The organism is Cryobacterium cheniae, assembly GCF_004403395.1.
Lineage (GTDB): Bacteria > Actinomycetota > Actinomycetes > Actinomycetales > Microbacteriaceae > Cryobacterium > Cryobacterium cheniae.
This window is the reverse complement of the sequence record NZ_SOGN01000063.1, coordinates 67623-83901: the sequence shown is the minus strand read 5'-3', so window position 1 is coordinate 83901 and position 16279 is coordinate 67623. Positions and strand designations below refer to the sequence as shown.

Sequence of the window (16279 nt, the reverse complement as noted above, 5' to 3'; positions counted from 1 at the left end):
ACCAGCCGGCCCGGCAGGCGCTCCAGGCCGGCGGCATCAGACACGGCCCGGTCGAGGCGGCCGCGCACCCGCGCCACCCCGCCGCGCGCACCCGGGCGAGGGGTCGACGGCGGTGACGGATGCGCCGTCGCGCGCAGTTCACGGATCGGCACGTCCCGCATCAGCGACCGCCGTGCCGCCTCGGCCGCAGCAGCGAGCCGGGGATCGTCGACCCGGGCCAGCCGCACCAGCAGATACGGCGGCACGATCGTGCACCGGGAGGAACCGTGCGGTGAGCCTGTCATGGGTTGAGTGTGGCACCTGGCGCCGACGCGCACCACAGAAAATCCTGATTGGGGCGTGGGCCGGGGCCGGGGGACCCGTGGCGGAGAAGGCCCGTGGCGGCATCCGGAACGTGGGCCGGGTGCCGCCACGGGGGTCTGGTGTCATCAGCAGCCGATCGGCTGCCTGGGGAGCAGAGAAGACCGGTCGACCATTATTAATAGCACCGGGGCCGCCGGGCGAGAAGGTGCCGGCGGGGGGCCTTTCGTAGACTCTCAGCATGCGCTTCGGAATCGTCATTCTCCCGCAGGACTCGTGGCCGCAAGCCCGTCGCCGTTGGCAGGGTGCGGAGCAGCTCGGCTTCGACCACGCCTGGACCTACGACCACCTGTCCTGGCGGTCCCTGGCCGATCAGCCCTGGTACGCGACCATCCCGACGCTGACCGCGGCGGCGGTCGTCACCTCCCGGATTCGGCTGGGTACCTTCGTCTCGTCACCGAACTTCCGGCATCCGGTGACCTTCGCCAAGGAGATCGCCACCCTCGACGACATCGCCGGCGGGCGGTTCCTGCTGGGGGTAGGTTCGGGCGGCACCGGGTTCGACGCCTCCGTGCTCGGCCAGCCCGAATACACCCCCCGGCAGCGCGCCGAGCGCTTCGCCGAGTTCGTTACGGCCCTCGACCTGCTGCTGCGCCACGAGGAACCGGGCAGCGGCGGCGTCAGCTTCGACGGGGAGTGGGCGACTGCGGTCGGCGCGCGGATGGTCGGCGTGCCGGCTCAGGCGCCGCGGGTTCCGTTCGTCATCGCCGCGAACGGGCCCAGAGGGCTGCGCCTGGTCACGACATTCGGCTCCGGCTGGGTGACGACGGGAACGGACGGCGCCGTGGGCGAGGACTGGTGGGCGTCGGTGGCCGCGCTGACGCACCGGCTGGAGGACACGGCACTGGCCGCGGGTCGCGACCCCGCCACCATCGACCGGTACCTGTCCCTCGACAGCGGCGGCAGCTACTCCCTGCACAGCATCGGAGCGTTCGAGGATGCCGTGGGCCGGGCTGCCGCGCTCGGCTTCACCGACGTGATCAGCCACTGGCCGCGCCGGGCCGGCGTCTATGCCGGATCGGAGGCCGTGCTGCAGCAGGCCGCGGCCCTGTTCAGCGGGCCGCGCGCCTGAGTCGGTCGCGGCACGGACGCAGCGGCATCGCGGATTCGGCTCGGAAGAGCTAAGCTTGTCGCTTCGCCCGGGTATTCCCCTTCCCTACTGGAACCGGGTCCCGGCTTCGCTGCAGACCTCGTCGACGAGGGGCTGACATTATCTCCGTTCCGTGCCTGCCCGACCCGTGGGCGGCGGTCCATCCCTCTGATCCAGAAAGCGCTACGTGACCGCACCAGTCTCCTCACCGATCCCTCCCGGCAATCGAAGCCCGGACCATTCCCGCCACCGCAGCGGCGGCAAGATCGTGCCTGCCCCGCGGGTCTTCTTTCCGGCGCTCATCATCATTCTGGCCATCGTCGTGGTCGCCATCGTCTTCCCAAGCCGCACGGGCGACACTCTCGCTTCGCTGCAGGGCTGGGTCGTTGCCGGGCTGGGGCCGTACTACCTGCTGATCGTCGCCGGGTTCGTGGTCTTCGCCACCTGGATGGGCATGAGCCGCTTCGGCGACATCAAGCTCGGGCAAGACGACGACGTTCCCGAATTCGGACTGATGTCGTGGTTCTCGATGCTCTTCGCCGCCGGCATGGGTATCGGCCTCGTATTCTGGGGCACCGCCGAGCCGCTGACCCACTTCACCAGCCCGAAGCCCGGCGTGACGGGCAGCAGCCAGGAGCTGGCTGCGGCGGCCATGTCGCAGACGTTCCTGCACTGGGGCTTCCATGCCTGGGCCATCTACGCCGTCGTCGGGCTGTCGCTGGCCTACGCCATCCACCGCAAGGGACGCCCGGTCTCAATCCGCTGGGCCCTTGAACCGCTTCTCGGCGACCGAGTACGCGGCCGCCTCGGCGATGCCATCGACGTGATAGCGATCGTCGGCACCCTCTTCGGAGTGGCCACCTCCCTCGGCCTCGGCGTCAAGCAGATCGCGGCCGGGCTGCGCCATCTGGGGGTCGTGGGCGAGGTGAACAACACCCTGCTCGTCGTGCTCATCGTCATCATCACGCTGATCGCCACGGTCTCCGTCGTGAGCGGCGTCGGGAGAGGCATCAAATGGCTCTCAAACATCAACCTCGGCATGGCCGGCCTCCTGCTGGTCGCGGTGCTGCTCCTCGGCCCCACGCTCTACCTGCTCCGCGTCTTCGTTGAATCGATCGGCGGCTACCTGCAGGGGGTCGTCGGACTCACGTTCGACGCCGGCTCCTTCACCGGCCAGTCCGGCCTCGACTGGCAGGGAGCCTGGACAGTCTTCTACTGGGGCTGGTGGATCTCATGGGCGCCGTTCGTCGGCGTCTTCATCGCCAGGATCTCCCGCGGTCGAACGGTGCGTGAGTTCGTGGCGGGCGTGCTGCTGGTGCCGACCCTGGTGACCTTCGCCTGGTTCGCGGTCATGGGCGGCAGCGCCATCAAACAGGCCTTCGGCGGAGACGGCGGCGGACTGTTCGACCCGGCAGTCGGCATCATCGCCGAGAACGTCCTCTTCGATTTCCTGTCCGGCTTGCCGTTCGGCGGGGTGCTTTCGGTGATCGCCGTGATCGTGGTGGCGATCTTCTTCATCACCTCGGCCGACTCCGGCTCGCTCGTCATCGACATGCTGGCCTCCGGCGGCGACACCAACCCGCCCAGATGGAGCCGTATCCTCTGGGCCAGTCTCAGCGGCCTCGTCGCGATCGCGCTGCTGCTGGCGGGCGGACTCGCGGCGCTGCAGACCGGGGCCATCCTGACCGCCATCCCGGTGAGCGTGGTGATGATCGGCATGTGCGTCGCCACCTACAAGGCGTTCCAAGAGGAGCATCAGGTGCTGGTGCGCCTCGAACGGCGGCAGCGCCGGGACGAGTTATCGCGCCGGATCAGGCAGAACGTCACCGACCACCTGGAGGAGAACTTCGACGATCATTTCGGCGACCAGATGGACGAGCGGATCACGGCGGCCCTCTCCGAGGGGGAGCAGCGCCGGTGGAAGCTCTGGCGGCGTAAGCATCCGGTGGAGCATGCCCGAGCGGAGTCGGACGACGCCGCATAGGCGGAACTGGCGGAACGGATATCGGCGACCGCCGTCTCCGAGAAAGCCCAGACCTCGTAGGGAGCCCGTTTTCGGGGTCGCCCGTATACCCGGGCGGCCCAGGTGCCTATGGTGTTGGCATGCGCGCCAACGAACCTCCGCACCTGTCTTTGCAGACCGTGTTGACCGACCGGCTCGGCCGGTGGGGCATCCGCTCTGCCCAGATCATCGTCGTGCTCGTGCTGGCCGCGGGAGCGGTCTACGCCCTCGTGCAGGTGAAACTCGTGGTGATCCCCGTGCTCGTGGCGCTCATCCTGGCGTCGGCGCTGGCGCCGCTGGTCGGCTGGCTGCGGAAGCGCGGCCTCCCGATCATGCTCGCGACCTGGATCACCCTGTTGACCGGGGCGCTCATCCTCGCCGGCATCATCACGCTGATCGTCTTCGCGGTGCGCAACCAGTGGGGTGCCCTGGTGACCGCAGCCGGCGACGGGCTCGACGAACTGCGGGGGCTGCTGGTCGAGGGCCCGCTCGCACTGGACTCGGAGCAGTTCAACGCGGTGCGCGATGCGGTCGTGGGCTTCGTCACGAGCGCGCAATTCGGCACGGGCGCGCTCGCCGGCGTGTCCGCCGCTGTGGAATTGGTCACCGGGGCCCTGCTCGTGCTGGTGATCCTGTTCTTCTTCCTCAAGGACGGCGGCCAGATCTGGAGGTTCTTCCTGCGTTTCCTGCACGGCGAGGGTCTCGAACGCGCCCACCGGATCGGCGACGTCACTCCGGAGGTCCTCGGCCAGTACGTGCGCGGTACGGCGATCATCGCCCTGTTCGACGCCGTTCTGATCGGCGTCGGGCTGGCCATCCTGCAGGTTCCGCTGGCGTTGCCGCTGGCCGTGATCGTGTTCCTCACCGCGTTCATCCCGCTGATCGGTGCGACCATCGCGGGCATCCTGGCGGCCCTTGTAGCCCTGGTGGCCAACGGGCCGCTCGTGGCGCTGATCGTCGTGGCCATCGTGATCGTGGTCAACCAGCTCGAGGGCGACCTGCTCAACCCGGTGGTGATGGCGGGTTCGCTGAAACTGCATCCGCTCGTGATCCTCGTCGCCCTGACCGTGGGCACCATCCTCGGTGGCATCGCCGGGGCCGTGCTCGCCGTCCCGATCGTGGCGGTGGGCTGGGCGATGATCAAGGTGTGGGACGGGCCGGACCAGTCGATCACCCAGCGGGAGAAGTTCGCCTTCCGGCGACGACGGAAGACTGTACGGCCCGCGAATCCCGCGTAGGCCAAGGTGGCGAAACCAGCGGCAGACCCAGTCCGCCTGCGCGCCCACCGCCCGCAGCGTCTGACTGCCGCCGGACGTTCGCTCCGACTCTGCTAAACTCGGACGGTTGCCGTTTGACGGCCGCGGAACAAGAGAGCCCAGGCATTCGGCCCCGGGCACCGCGCAGTGAGAGAAAGGGGATCCCATCTATGGCACTCGAAGCTAATGCAAAGAAGGCGATCATCGAAAAGTACGCTACCCACCCAGGCGACACCGGGTCCCCCGAAGTTCAGATTGCCATGCTCACGCAGCGCATCCTGGACCTCACGGAGCACCTGAAAGAGCACAAGCACGACCACCACTCGCGTCGTGGCCTGCTTCTCATGGTTGGTCAGCGCCGTCGTCTGCTCGGTTACCTGTCGGATATCGACATCACCCGGTACCGCACGCTGATCGGCAGCCTCGGACTGCGCCGCTAAGGCACTTTTCGAAGACACCGCGATCTTCTTACAAACGGGCCGTCACCCTTCGGGTGGCGGCCCGTTTCGTCTGCCCGGAACCGGGAATATCCCCGTGCCCGGCGGGGTTTCCCCCAGCAATGTCTCCCTCCGCGCTGAGCCTCTCCGTGCTCGATCTGATCCCCGTCCGCACCTCGCAGAGCTCCGCTCAGGCGATCGCGGCAGCCGTGCACCTCGCCCAGAGCGCGGACCGGCTCGGCTACACCCGGTACTGGGTGGCTGAGCACCACAACATGCAGGCGGTCGCATCGACGAACCCGCCCGTGCTGATCGGCATTCTCGCGGCGCAGACCGAACGTATCCGGGTCGGCTCAGGGGGAGTCATGCTGCCCAACCACTCGCCGCTCGTGATCGCCGAGCAGTTCGGCATCCTCGAGGCCGCTTTCCCCGGCCGCATCGACCTGGGGCTGGGACGAGCGCCCGGCAGCGACCCGATGATCACCGCTCTGCTGCGCTCCAGCGGAGCCGTCAGCGAGGTGGACGCGTTCCCGCGCAACATCGCCGACATCACGGCTCTGCTGCACCCGGACGGTGCGTCACTCAGCCTCACCTCCGGCCAGGAATACACCCTGCACGCGACGCCCGCCGCCACCGCGATGCCCGAAATCTGGCTGCTCGGCTCCAGCGAATACTCGGCCCGGCTCGCGGCCCGCCAGGGCATGCCCTACGTCTTCGCCAACCACTTCGCCGGGGACGGCACCACCCAGGCCCTCGACCTGTACCGCCGCGGGTTCACGCCCAGCGAGTCCCTCGACGCACCCCGCACGATCCTCACCCTGAACGTGTCGGTGGCCGACACCAGGGCCGAGGCCCTGGCCCTCGCGCTGCCGCAGATGCAGCAGATGGCGCGCCTGCGTTCGGGCCTGCCCCTCGGCCCGCTCGCGACGGTCGAAGAGGCCGCCGCCGCGCCCATGGCCCCGGCGCTGCTCGAGATGACCGAACGGATGGCGGCCACCTGGATCATCGACGAACCCGTCGCCGCGGCCACGCGCATCCGTGCCCTCGCGGCACAGTTCGGGGTCGACGAGGTCATGCTGCAGCCGATCGCCTCCGCACACACGGGCGCCGACGCGGCCACCTCACCCGGTCGTGAGCGCACGCTGGAACTGCTCGCCGCCGGACTGCTCCACGGCGAACAGCTCCCCGCCGAACTGCTCGCGGCCGGATAGGACGAGCTCGGCTTAGACGAGCTCGGCTCAGGCGTCCGGTTCCGTCATGTCGACCACATGCGACTTGACGTGGGCCTTCAGCGCCTCGATGCCCTTGAGAGCCTCCGCCTTGGAGTGGTAGCTCTCGGAGGTCGCGATCACTTCGCCGTTGTTGGCCTTCAGCCGAAACTGGTATCCGCCGGATCGTTCTGCGTAGAGCTCGTATTTTCCGCTCATCACACACTCATTTCTTCAACATTGAAAAACGTGGTCGGCAGCAATGCCGTTGAAAAAACCCTACCGCTCCCGCCGGCTCGGCCGGCAACCGTCGCCCGTTCGGACATCTGTTGCCCGGGTGCCGGCAACAGATGTCCGAACCGGCAACAGTCGGGTGGGAACGCCCTACGCCGCGCCCAGGAGTCGAAGCCCGGCGGCCGCGGACGCGCCCACGATGACCACCACCAGGAACGGGGCCTTGAACCGGAGCGCGATCGCCGCGGCGACGAGCGCTCCGAGCCGGGCGTCCAGAACCATCTCCTGACCGGTGGCCACGGTGTTCGCGACCGTCAGGGAGGCCAGCAGACCGATGGTGAGGGTGCCGGCGACGCGGGCGACGCGCGCGTTGGTGAGCCATTTCCGCGGCACGAGGTAGCCGAGCAGCTTGGTGAGGTATGCCGCCGCGCAGGCCACGAGGATCCAGAACCAGACGTTCATCGGGTTGCCGGCGCATTCGTCGGCCCGGGTCGACCCTGCGGACCGGGATAGGGATCGACGTCGGGCTCGAGGCCCTCGCCCTCGGGCCCGTGCCGAAACCCGAACCAGCCGATGGCGGCGGCGACAACGGCCGCCACCAGGATCGGAACGCCCGGCGGCACGAACGGCACGGCCAGCACGGTGGCGAGCGCGCAGACCGCGGCGGTCGCCCCGGCCTCCCGGGACCGCAGCCGCGGCCAGAGCAGTCCGAGGAACGCCGCGACCGCCGCCCCGTCGAGACCCCACTGTTTCGGGTCGCCCAGGGCGTCGCCCGCGAGCGCCCCGACCAGAGTGAACACGTTCCAGAGCACGAAGATGCCCAGGCCGGCCACCCAGAACCCCCGCTTCTGCTCGACCGGGTCGGTCTGCCCGGTGCTCGTGGCGAGTGACTCGTCGATGGTGACCTGGGCTGCTGCGAAGCGGCGCCAGCCATGAGGGTGCAGCAGGGCGTTCAACTGCATCCCGTACACCGCGTTGCGGATGCCGAGGAGCGCCGCCGCGCCGGCGGCTGCCGCACCGCTGCCGCCGCCGGCGATCACGCCGATGAACGCGAACTGGGAGCCCCCGGAGAACAGGAGCAGGCTCAGCGCCGAGGTCTGCCAGACATCGAGGCCAGACGAAACGGAGAGGGCGCCGAACGAGATGCCGTAGAGCCCGGTGGCCACCGCGATCGACAGCCCGACCCGGGCCCCGGGGGAGTGACGGAGGTCGGTGGGCACCGGTCAATGCTACGGGGCGTGGCGCCCGCAACTCGGGGGTGGGGAGCCCGGGTCGGGGAGTGCCAGGGCGGGGATGCCCCGCGGGGGCCTAGCATTGAGCGGAACCCAACGGAATGGAAGCCCCCAGTTATGAGCGTCTGGCGCACCAAGAGTATCGAAGCCTCCATGGCCGACTCCCTCGAGAAGGACCACAGCCTCAAGCGCACGCTGGGCACCTGGGACCTCATGATCATGGGCGTCGCGGTTGCCGTCGGCGCCGGGATCTTCTCGGTCGGGGCGAAGGCGGCCGGCAGCTACGCCGGGCCATCCGTCACCCTGGCGTTCCTCCTCGCCGCGGTCACCTGCGCGCTGGCCATCATGTGTTACGCGGAGTTCGCCTCGGCGGTTCCCGTGGCCGGCTCGGCGTACACCTTCACCTACGCGACCCTCGGCGAGTTGCTCGCCTGGATCATCGGCTGGGACCTCATCCTCGAGATGCTGACCGCCGCCGCCGTGATCGCGAAGTATTGGGGCATCTACCTCAGTGAGGTCTTCGCGCTCTGGAACTGGGATGTCCCGGCCACGATCCCGGTCTTCGGCCTGCAGGTCAGCTGGGGCGCGTTCGTCATCGTCGCCATCTTCACCACCCTCCTGGTGCTGGGTACCAAGCTTTCCGCGCGTGTCGCCAGCATCTTCACCATCCTCAAGGTCGCGATCGTGGTGTTCGTGATCGTCGTGGGTGCCTTCTTCATCAACCCGAAGAACTACACGCCGTTCATCCCCGAGGCCGTGCCCTCCACCGGCGGAGACGGCGACGTCTGGATGCAGTCACTCTTCTCGTTCATGACCGGCGCCCAGCCGGCCCAGTATGGATTGTTCGGCCTGCTCGCCGGCGCCTCGCTGGTCTTCTTCGCGTTCATCGGATTCGACGTGGTCGCCACCAGCGCCGAGGAGGTCAAGAACCCGCAGAAGACCCTTCCGCGCGGAATCTTCGCCGGTCTGGCCATCGTCACGGTGTTGTACCTCGGCGTCAGCCTCGTGCTCACCGGCATGGTTCCGTACACGGTTCTCGCCGACGACCCCAACGCCTCGCTCGCCACGGCCTTCATCTCGGTCGGTGCCGGCTGGGCCGCCCAGGTCATCTCGGTCGGCATCCTGGTGGGGCTGACCACCGTGATCATGGTGCTGCTCCTCGGCCTTTCCCGGGTGCTCTTCGCCATGAGCCGGGACGGCCTGCTGCCACGCGGTCTGAGCGTCACCTCCTCCAAGCGCGGCACCCCCGCCCGGGTGCAGATCATCTCCGGTGCCGCGGTCGCCCTGATCGCCGGGTTCACCGACGTGGGCGTGCTCGAGGAAATGATCAATATCGGAACGTTGTCGGCCTTCGTGCTGGTCAGCATCGCCGTGGTCGTGCTGCGCAAGAAGCGGCCCGACCTGCCCCGGGCCTTCAAGGTGCCCTTCTCGCCGTTCCTGCCGATCCTGTCGGCGGCGCTCTGCTTCTGGCTGATGCTCAACCTCACGACGCTCACCTGGGTGCGCTTCGCGGTGTGGCTCGCGATCGGAATCGCGGTGTATTTCCTCTACGGTCGCCGCCACTCGGTGGTCGGCATCGAGGCCAAGCGTGTCTTCGACGAAACTTTTCGCGACGAGCTCATCGCCGAGGAGAAGGCCGCGCTGGGCAAGTAGCGCCTGTACTGCACGCGAAAGCGCGAGATGTGTCCCCTCGGCACTCCCGAAGGGGCAGACTATGCGCTTTCGCGGTCGTGGGGAGGGCCTTGGGCAGACCCCCAGCGGGGATCGGGGAGGATGGGTCCATGCTGCACCGCCACCCCGTCCTGTCCCTGGTCACGCTCGCCTATCTGGCGTTCGTGGGCTGGGTGACCCTCGGGCCGCAGCCGCTCGACAGCGGCAACAACGGGCTGCTGCTGCGGGCGCTCGGAGTGTTCTCCCGCCACGACGCCACCGACTGGATCACGTACGGGCGGGTCGAATTCGGAGCCAACATCGTCATGTTCATCCCGATCGGGGTGTTCCTGCTGCTGCTGTTCGGGCGCCGGCTCTGGTGGCTGGCGATCGCCCTGGCCGTCGTGCTCACCGGTTCGATCGAGTTCACCCAGCAGTTCCTGCCGACCCGCTACCCGGATGTGCGCGATCTGGTCGCGAACGGGAGCGGCGCGGTGCTCGGGGTTGTTCTCGGCCTCATCCTCACGGCGTTCAAGCTGGTGCGCCGTGAGGACCCCCCGCCGCGGCGGGCCGCGGCGACCTACAGCCGGTAGAGGCGCGCCTCCCAGGGACGCAGGACCGTGTCCGCGGCGGGTGCGGCGGCATCCGTTGCGGCCGGGTAGTTGGCCAGCACCAGCTCCGCAGCGGAGACGTCCATCGGCAGCGGACTCGTCAGCGGGGCATCCGACGCGTTCGCCACGACGAGCAGCGTCTCGTCACCCCGGGTGCGGGTGAAGGCGTAGAGCTCGACGTGGTCGGGTTCGAGCAGGGTGAAGTCGCCGAGGGCGACCGTCTCGTTCTCGTGCCGCAGTGCGATCAGGCGCTGGTAGAAACGGAACACGCTCCGCTCGCTCGCCTGGTCGGCGGCCACGTTGACGCGGGTGCTGTTCGGGTTGACGGCCAGCCATGGTGTGCCGGTGGTGAAGCCGGCCTGCGGCGAGGCGTCCCACTGCATGGGCGTGCGCGCATTGTCGCGGCCCATGGTCTGCACGCCGGCGAGCACGCTGCCCGGGTCCAGATCGAACTCCTCCACGGCCTCGCGATAGTGGTTGAGCGACTCGAGGTCGCGGTAGTCGTCGATGGAGTCGAAGCGCACGTTGGTCATGCCGATCTCCTCGCCCTGGTAGATGTAGGGCGTGCCACGGTGCAGGTGCAGCACCAGGGCCCAGAGTGTCGCCGACTCGTAGCGGAAATCGGTGTCGTTGCCGAAGCGCGACACCAGCCGGGGCTGGTCGTGGTTGTTCAGGTAGAGGCTGTTCCAGCCGGTCTCGGCCAGGCCCTCCTGCCAGCGGGACAGGCTCTTCTTCAGCGCCGTCAGGCTGCCGGGGAGCACGTCGAACTTGTGCTCGCCCTGGTCGAGTCCGACATGCTCGAACTGGAAGATCATGTCGACTTCGCGTCGGGCCGGATCGGTGAACAGCAGGGCGTCGTCGGTGCTCACACCGGGCATCTCGCCGACGGTGAGGTGTCGGCCGTCCCGCCCGTCGAAGACCTCGCGGTGCATCTCCTGCAGGAACTCGTGGATCTGCGCCCCCATCGGAGAACCGCCCCCGCTGGCCGGGGTCGGTCCGTCGATCAGCTCGACCTGCTTGGCGATGAAGTTGATCACGTCCATCCGGAAGCCGTCGACGCCGCGGTCCAGCCACCAGTTCATCATCGAGTAGACGGCCTGCCGCACCTCGGGGTTCTCCCAGTTGAGGTCGGGCTGTTGCTTCGCGAACAGGTGCAGATAGTACTCGCCGGTCGCCGGATCGAGGGTCCAGGCCGGGCCGCTGAAGGCGCTGCCCCAGCCGTTCGGCGGGCCGCCGTCGGCCTGAGGCTTGCGCCACCAGTACCAGTCGCGCTTCGGATTCGTCAGCGACGAGCGGGATTCCCGGAACCAGGCGTGCTCGTCGCTGGTGTGGTTCACCACGAGGTCCATCACGATCTTGAGGCCGCGCTCGTGGGCTTCGGCGAGCAGCAGGTCGAACTCCGCCAGACTGCCGAAGACCGGTTCGATGTCCTGGTAGTCGCTGATGTCGTAGCCGTTGTCGTGCTGCGGCGACGGGTAGACGGGGGAGAGCCAGACCGCGTCGACGCCGAGTTCGGCGAGGTAGTCGAGCTTCGAACGGATGCCGCCGAGGTCGCCGATCCCGTCGCCGTCAGAGTCCGCGAAGCTGCGCGGGTACACCTGGTAGACGACGGCGCTGGTCCACCAGGGCGCAGCGGTCTCGGGGGAGGCAGTCGGTGCGGTGTTTGTCATTTGATCGATCCTCTCATCACGCCGGAGATGACCCAGCGCTGGGCAAAAATGTACACAATCAGCAGCGGGGCCATGGCCATCAGGTACGAGGCGAACGCGGCCGAGTAGTTGGTGTTGAACTGGCCCTGGAACACGAACTGGGAAAGCTGCAGGGTGCGCGCCGCCGGGTCGGAGAGCACGACGAGCGGCAGGATGAAGTCGTTCCACGCCCAGACGCAGGTGAGGATGCCGACGGTCGCGTTCATCGGGGTCAGCAGCGGGAAGATGATCTGCCAGTACACCCGCCAGGTGGTCGCCCCGTCGGTGTAGGCCGCCTCCTCAAGCTCGATCGGGATCGACTTGATGAACGCGACGTAGATGAAGACGTTGAGGGAGAGCCCGAACACCGCGTAGAGCAGGATCAGCCCGACCTGGTTATCGAGGCCGAACAGGGCCGTCTCCTTCACAACCGGGAGCATGATGATCGGGAACGGGATGAAGATCGCGGACAGCAGGTAGAAGTAGACGCCCTTGAAGAACGGCTTGTGCAGGTTGCGGGCGATGGCATAGGCCACCAGAGAGTTCGTCAACAGGGTGAGCACGACGGCGCCGACGGTGATCAGGGCCGTGTTCAGCAGCGCCTGCGGGAACCGGGTCAGCGTCCAGGCGTCGACGAAGTTCTGCCAGTGGAAACCGGTGGGCAGTTCGAACCCGGTGCCGCCGAGCTGGTCGGGGGTCTTCAGTGCGGTGATCACCGCGAAATAGAGCGGCACCAGCACGGTGATCGCGCAGACCGCGATCAGCGCCGTGGCCCACCAGTTGATCCGGGTGCGGTTGCCGTTGATACGCCGGACTCCGCGCGGGTCCCGCTCGATTCGGAGGGACGCGGGTTCGACTGTGGCGGGGGAGTCGATGGTGATAGCCATTAGAAGTCGGCCTCCTTGCGCTGGAGAATTCGGAACTGCAGGAACGAGACGAGCATGATGACGACGACGAACAGGACCGCGTTGGCGGACTGGTAGGCGAACTCGCCGCCCTGGAAGCCGCCCCGGAAGATGAGCAGGGTGATCGATTCGGTCGAGGTTCCCGGCCCCCCGGCGGTGAGGGCGACGATGTGGTCGAAGGTCTGCAGGAACCCCTTCAGGCTGAGCACCATGTTGATGGTGAAGAAGGCGCTGATCATGGGGAACGTGATCGACCGGAACTGCCGTCTCGGCGTGGCGCCGTCGATGGCGGATGCCTCGTAGAGCTCCTGAGGAATCGTTTGCAGCCCGGCCAGATAGAGGATGATCGCGAACGCGCAGGCCTGCCAGACGGCGAGGGCGACGATGGCCGTCCACGCCCAGTCCGGGTTGGTCAGGATGTTGTCACGGAACACCGGGACGTTCGACAGGATCCGGGGCAGCGAGTTGGCGAAGAAATACTGGAAGACGTAGCCGACGACCAGGATCGCGAGCACGTAGGGGATGAAGAAGATGCCGCGGAAGGCGGACTGGAAGGCGATCTTCGCGTTGAGCCCGACCGCGATGGCCAGTGAGATCACGTTGGTGAGGATGGTGGCGACGATGGCGAACCCGAAGGTGAAACCGTAGGCCTTCAGCACCCGGTCATCCTGGAACAGGGCGAGGAAGTTGCCGAACCCGACGAAGTCCCACGAGCCGAAGCCGGCGTAGTTGGTGAAGGAGAAAAAAACGCCGATGAGCACCGGGACGGTATGCAGCAGCGCGAAGACGGCGACCGCGGGGACGACCATCCAGTAGAAGGGGCGCGGGGTGGCGCCGACCCGACGTCGCACGGTGCTCGGCCGGGATCCTCGGGGAGTGCGCTCCGGCCGTGGCCGGGTCAGGACGGGAGTAGCCATTGTTAGTCTCCGCTTCGGGTCGAGGTGGTGCGCGACGCGACCTTGCGCCACTCGTTGTCGAGTGTGGCCAGCGCGTTCGCGCTGTTCGTGTCCGTCAGGAACTGCTGCACGATCGGCCCGAGCGGGATGCTCGCCGGGATCTGGTGATCGATGAAGCCGGTGATCCGGCCGGCCTGGAAGTACGGTTGCAGTTCCGCCAGGGCCGGGTTGGTGTTCTCGGCCGCGTCGCGGGCCGTCGAGAACATGTTCTGGGAGGCTGCGAAGGAGTTGAGCACCTTCTTCTGGAAGAGGAAGTCCACGAACACCTGCGCCTCGGCGAGGTGCGGCGTATCACGGCCGATGGCGATGGCCACGTCGACACCGGAGACGAGCTCGATGTCGGCCGGGTCATCCGTCACGGGGTAGGGGAAACCGCCGACGCTGATGTCGGGGTTGTTGGCCAGGATCGGGCTGAGTGCCCAGATCCCCTGCATCAGCATGGCCGATTCCCCGTTCGCGAAGGCCAGGTTGCCGTCTTCGTAGGTGCGGCCGAGGTAGCCGTCCTGCGCGTAGGAATACAGTGTCTGCAGCTTCTCGAACGTCTCGTCGTAGTTCTTCGCGAACGAGACGGTCGAGTCGGGACCCACCTCCGCACCCTCCGCGCGGAGGTCGGGGAAAAAGTCGTCGCCGCCGAGCTGGGCGCCGAGACCGTTCAGCGGGGATTGCACCGTCCATGCGTCGGCCGCGGTGCCGTAGAACGGGGCGATGCCGGCCGCCTGGAGGGCGTCGCAGGCGGCGATCAGTTCGTCCCAGGTGGTGGGGATCTCGATGCCCTGCGCGGCGAAGATGTCGCGGTTGTAGAGCACGCCGTTGCCGTTGTTCACGAAGCCGAGGGCGTTCACCTCGTTCTCGTGGGAGCCGAGGGCGCCGACGATGTCCTGCACGGCCGGGTTGATCTGGTCGAGAACGGGGTCGCCGGTGAAGTCGTGGAAGACGCCCGCCCGTGCGAGCTGGCCGAAGTTGCCCGATCCGTTCAGGCTGATCACATCGGGCACCTTGTCTTTGACCAGCAGGGTGCGGATGGCGGTGTCCGCGTCGGGGACGGCGTTCTGCGTCACCCGGATGCCGGGGTTCTCGGCCTCGAAATCGGCGATGATGCCATCGAAGTCAGCGATGGCCTCGGATTTGAACTGGAAGAAATCGAGGGTGACGACGTCCGTCTCGCCCGGGGCGCAGCCGCTGAGGGCGCCGAGGCCGAGCGTTCCGGCCAGGAGGAGTGCCACGGATCGCTCCAGCGTGCCGAGCCTCCGCCCCCGATGCCGTCGCCGGGAGGGGGTCTGGCACGTCGTCGTATCCGTCATTGCGGGGCTCCTTAGGCCGTCATGTCACTACCCAAATCTTTCTACGGCAAAAAGAATAGGACGTCAACTTCTGAATTCTGTGCCACTGAGGGGCCAAAATTCCATCGGAGGCAGACCATTCATGCCACTATGGAACAAATAGCACCTCGGGGAGCGGATATGACCACGGATGCACCGTCGACGGTGAGCGAGACCTCCCGGGAACTCGCGCGCGCCGTGCTCATCCACGGCCCGATTTCCCGCGGCGACCTCGGCCGTCGTCTCGGACTGTCGCCGGCCAGCCTCACCCGGCTGAGCAAGCCGTTCCTCGACCGGGGCCTCTTCGTCGAGGCCAGCGAAGACCCCGACGGAACCGTCGGGCGTCCGGCCCGTCCGCTGGACGTGCGGGTGGATGCCAGCCGATTCGTCGGGGTGAAGCTCACCGGCGACGACGTCTTCGGGGTGCTCACCGACCTGCGTGCCAACCAACTGGGCTCGGCCCGGCGGCTGCTGGCCGGCCACGCGGTCGAACACGTCGTGGCGAGGATCGAGGAAGTCGTGCGCGAGCTCGGCGGCCCGGACGGTCTGTCCGGGCTCGGCGTCTGCGTGGGCGGGCACGTCACCGACGCCCGGGTCGTGACCCGGGCGCCTTTCCTGGGCTGGTACGACGTGGACCTGGCCGCGCAGCTCGAGCACCTGCTGGGAATTCCGGTCACGATCGAGAACGACGTCGTCGCGCTCACCTCCGCGGAACAGTGGTTCGGAGCGGTCCGGGGTGCCCCGACCTTCGCGGTTCTGACCATCGGCGTCGGCGTCGGCTACGGACTGGTCGTCCATGACCGGGTGATCGTGACGGTCGACAGCGGCCTGGGCCTCGGCGGGCACATCCCGCTCGACCCGAACGGGCCGCTCTGCCCCGAGGGACACCGCGGCTGCTCGCAGGCCATGCTCACGAGCCAGAGCGTGTCCGCCCAGGTCAGCGTGGCCCTCGGCCGCGAGGTCGGCTACGACGAGGTGCTCCGGCTCGCGGTGGAGGGGAACCGGGCTGCGGCATCCGTCGTCACCGCCACCGGCCGCGCCCTGGGCCGGTTGATCGCGGTGATCGCCAATATCGGGATGCTCGACACGATCGTGCTCTCCGGCGAGGGGATCGGACTGTGGGCGCTGGCATCCGAGGACGTCATCGCCGCTGCCCGAGCCGACCGCGACCCGGCGGCGACGCCGCTGACGATCGTCGTCGACGACAGCGGGGTCTCCTCCTGGGCCCGCGGGGCCGCGGCGGTCGCCATCCAGCATTCGCTCGACCGTCTGGCCGGCTCCGTGAGGCGTGCCAGCGAATAGAATCGTCTCGACGCGCCGGGCGAGTGGGA

At 67.9% G+C, this 16279-nt stretch carries 15 protein-coding genes and 1 pseudogene; 8 read left to right on the top strand and 8 right to left on the bottom strand.

What is annotated here, in order from left to right:
• Window positions 1-284: pseudogene (locus E3T23_RS14150) on the bottom strand (M4 family metallopeptidase); the annotation flags it as partial.
• A gap of 257 nt (window positions 285-541) precedes the next feature.
• Between E3T23_RS14150 and E3T23_RS14145 the strand changes: the two are divergent.
• The 5 genes from E3T23_RS14145 to E3T23_RS14125 all read left to right on the top strand — a co-directional run bounded on the left by E3T23_RS14145 (window position 542) and on the right by E3T23_RS14125 (window position 6356).
• A complete protein-coding gene (locus tag E3T23_RS14145) occupies window positions 542-1432 on the top strand; it encodes an LLM class flavin-dependent oxidoreductase (RefSeq protein ID WP_134371162.1) in 891 nt (296 codons plus the stop codon).
• Between the two features lie 205 nt (window positions 1433-1637).
• Window positions 1638-3434, top strand: coding sequence for a BCCT family transporter (locus tag E3T23_RS14140; protein ID WP_198416229.1), 1797 nt, complete (start codon window positions 1638-1640; stop codon window positions 3432-3434).
• A 119-nt stretch (window positions 3435-3553) separates the two neighbouring features.
• On the top strand, window positions 3554-4690 hold the full coding sequence (locus tag E3T23_RS14135; protein ID WP_134371160.1) for an AI-2E family transporter: 1137 nt from the start codon (window positions 3554-3556) through the stop codon (window positions 4688-4690).
• A gap of 188 nt (window positions 4691-4878) precedes the next feature.
• Window positions 4879-5148 (top strand): 30S ribosomal protein S15, encoded by a 270-nt coding sequence (gene rpsO / locus E3T23_RS14130; RefSeq protein WP_134366400.1) that lies wholly within the window; start codon window positions 4879-4881, stop codon window positions 5146-5148.
• A gap of 119 nt (window positions 5149-5267) precedes the next feature.
• A complete protein-coding gene (locus tag E3T23_RS14125; protein WP_134371159.1) occupies window positions 5268-6356 on the top strand; it encodes an LLM class flavin-dependent oxidoreductase in 1089 nt (362 codons plus the stop codon).
• A 27-nt stretch (window positions 6357-6383) separates the two neighbouring features.
• Here E3T23_RS14125 and E3T23_RS14120 read toward each other — a convergent pair whose 3' ends face one another.
• The 3 genes from E3T23_RS14120 to E3T23_RS14110 form a co-directional block, all read right to left on the bottom strand.
• A complete protein-coding gene (locus E3T23_RS14120; protein WP_104101102.1) occupies window positions 6384-6572 on the bottom strand; it encodes a YegP family protein in 189 nt (62 codons plus the stop codon).
• Window positions 6573-6737: 165 nt separating this feature from the next.
• Window positions 6738-7049, bottom strand: coding sequence for an AzlD domain-containing protein (locus tag E3T23_RS14115; protein WP_134371157.1), 312 nt, complete (start codon window positions 7047-7049; stop codon window positions 6738-6740).
• Entirely contained in the window at window positions 7046-7807 is a 762-nt protein-coding gene (locus E3T23_RS14110; protein ID WP_134371155.1) for an AzlC family ABC transporter permease, read from the bottom strand. The genes E3T23_RS14115 and E3T23_RS14110 overlap by 4 nt, the downstream gene beginning before the upstream one ends.
• Window positions 7808-7936: 129 nt before the next feature.
• Between E3T23_RS14110 and E3T23_RS14105 the strand changes: the two genes are divergently transcribed.
• Window positions 7937-9472: an amino acid permease gene (locus E3T23_RS14105; protein WP_134371153.1), complete on the top strand. Its 1536-nt coding sequence runs from the start codon at window positions 7937-7939 to the stop codon at window positions 9470-9472.
• Between the two features lie 128 nt (window positions 9473-9600).
• Window positions 9601-10062, top strand: a complete 462-nt coding sequence (locus E3T23_RS14100; protein ID WP_134371151.1) for a VanZ family protein — start codon at window positions 9601-9603, stop codon at window positions 10060-10062.
• Here E3T23_RS14100 and E3T23_RS14095 read toward each other — a convergent pair.
• From E3T23_RS14095 to E3T23_RS14080, 4 genes are read right to left on the bottom strand one after another with little or no spacing between them, the layout of a single operon-like run.
• Complete coding sequence (locus E3T23_RS14095; RefSeq protein ID WP_134371149.1) at window positions 10050-11750, bottom strand: glycoside hydrolase family 13 protein; 1701 nt, start codon at window positions 11748-11750, stop codon at window positions 10050-10052. The two genes, E3T23_RS14100 and E3T23_RS14095, sit on opposite strands and share 13 nt — an antisense overlap.
• On the bottom strand, window positions 11747-12655 hold the full coding sequence (locus E3T23_RS14090; RefSeq protein ID WP_134371147.1) for a carbohydrate ABC transporter permease: 909 nt from the start codon (window positions 12653-12655) through the stop codon (window positions 11747-11749). Before E3T23_RS14090 ends, E3T23_RS14095 begins: the two co-directional genes overlap by 4 nt.
• Entirely contained in the window at window positions 12655-13590 is a 936-nt protein-coding gene (locus E3T23_RS14085; protein WP_134371145.1) for a carbohydrate ABC transporter permease, read from the bottom strand. Before E3T23_RS14085 ends, E3T23_RS14090 begins: the two co-directional genes overlap by 1 nt.
• A 2-nt stretch (window positions 13591-13592) precedes the next feature.
• Complete coding sequence (locus E3T23_RS14080) at window positions 13593-14852, bottom strand: ABC transporter substrate-binding protein (RefSeq protein ID WP_241977970.1); 1260 nt, start codon at window positions 14850-14852, stop codon at window positions 13593-13595.
• Between the two features lie 237 nt (window positions 14853-15089).
• Between E3T23_RS14080 and E3T23_RS14075 the strand changes: the two genes are divergently transcribed.
• Entirely contained in the window at window positions 15090-16250 is a 1161-nt protein-coding gene (locus tag E3T23_RS14075) for an ROK family transcriptional regulator (protein WP_134371141.1), read from the top strand.
• Window positions 16251-16279 lie beyond the last annotated feature (29 nt).

What these genes read in the sequence shown, in the direction of transcription:
- E3T23_RS14145 (WP_134371162.1), top strand. Translation starts at nt 542, where the DNA reads ATGCGCTTCGGAATCGTCATTCTCCCGCAGGACTCGTGGCCGCAAGCC.
- E3T23_RS14135 (WP_134371160.1), top strand. Translation starts at nt 3,554, where the DNA reads ATGCGCGCCAACGAACCTCCGCACCTGTCTTTGCAGACCGTGTTGACC.
- rpsO (WP_134366400.1), top strand. Translation starts at nt 4,879, where the DNA reads ATGGCACTCGAAGCTAATGCAAAGAAGGCGATCATCGAAAAGTACGCT.
- E3T23_RS14125 (WP_134371159.1), top strand. Translation starts at nt 5,268, where the DNA reads ATGTCTCCCTCCGCGCTGAGCCTCTCCGTGCTCGATCTGATCCCCGTC.
- E3T23_RS14120 (WP_104101102.1), bottom strand. Translation starts at nt 6,572, where the DNA reads ATGAGCGGAAAATACGAGCTCTACGCAGAACGATCCGGCGGATACCAG.
- E3T23_RS14115 (WP_134371157.1), bottom strand. Translation starts at nt 7,049, where the DNA reads ATGAACGTCTGGTTCTGGATCCTCGTGGCCTGCGCGGCGGCATACCTC.
- E3T23_RS14105 (WP_134371153.1), top strand. Translation starts at nt 7,937, where the DNA reads ATGAGCGTCTGGCGCACCAAGAGTATCGAAGCCTCCATGGCCGACTCC.
- E3T23_RS14100 (WP_134371151.1), top strand. Translation starts at nt 9,601, where the DNA reads ATGCTGCACCGCCACCCCGTCCTGTCCCTGGTCACGCTCGCCTATCTG.
- E3T23_RS14095 (WP_134371149.1), bottom strand. Translation starts at nt 11,750, where the DNA reads ATGACAAACACCGCACCGACTGCCTCCCCCGAGACCGCTGCGCCCTGG.
- E3T23_RS14090 (WP_134371147.1), bottom strand. Translation starts at nt 12,655, where the DNA reads ATGGCTATCACCATCGACTCCCCCGCCACAGTCGAACCCGCGTCCCTC.
- E3T23_RS14085 (WP_134371145.1), bottom strand. Translation starts at nt 13,590, where the DNA reads ATGGCTACTCCCGTCCTGACCCGGCCACGGCCGGAGCGCACTCCCCGA.
- E3T23_RS14075 (WP_134371141.1), top strand. Translation starts at nt 15,090, where the DNA reads ATGACCACGGATGCACCGTCGACGGTGAGCGAGACCTCCCGGGAACTC.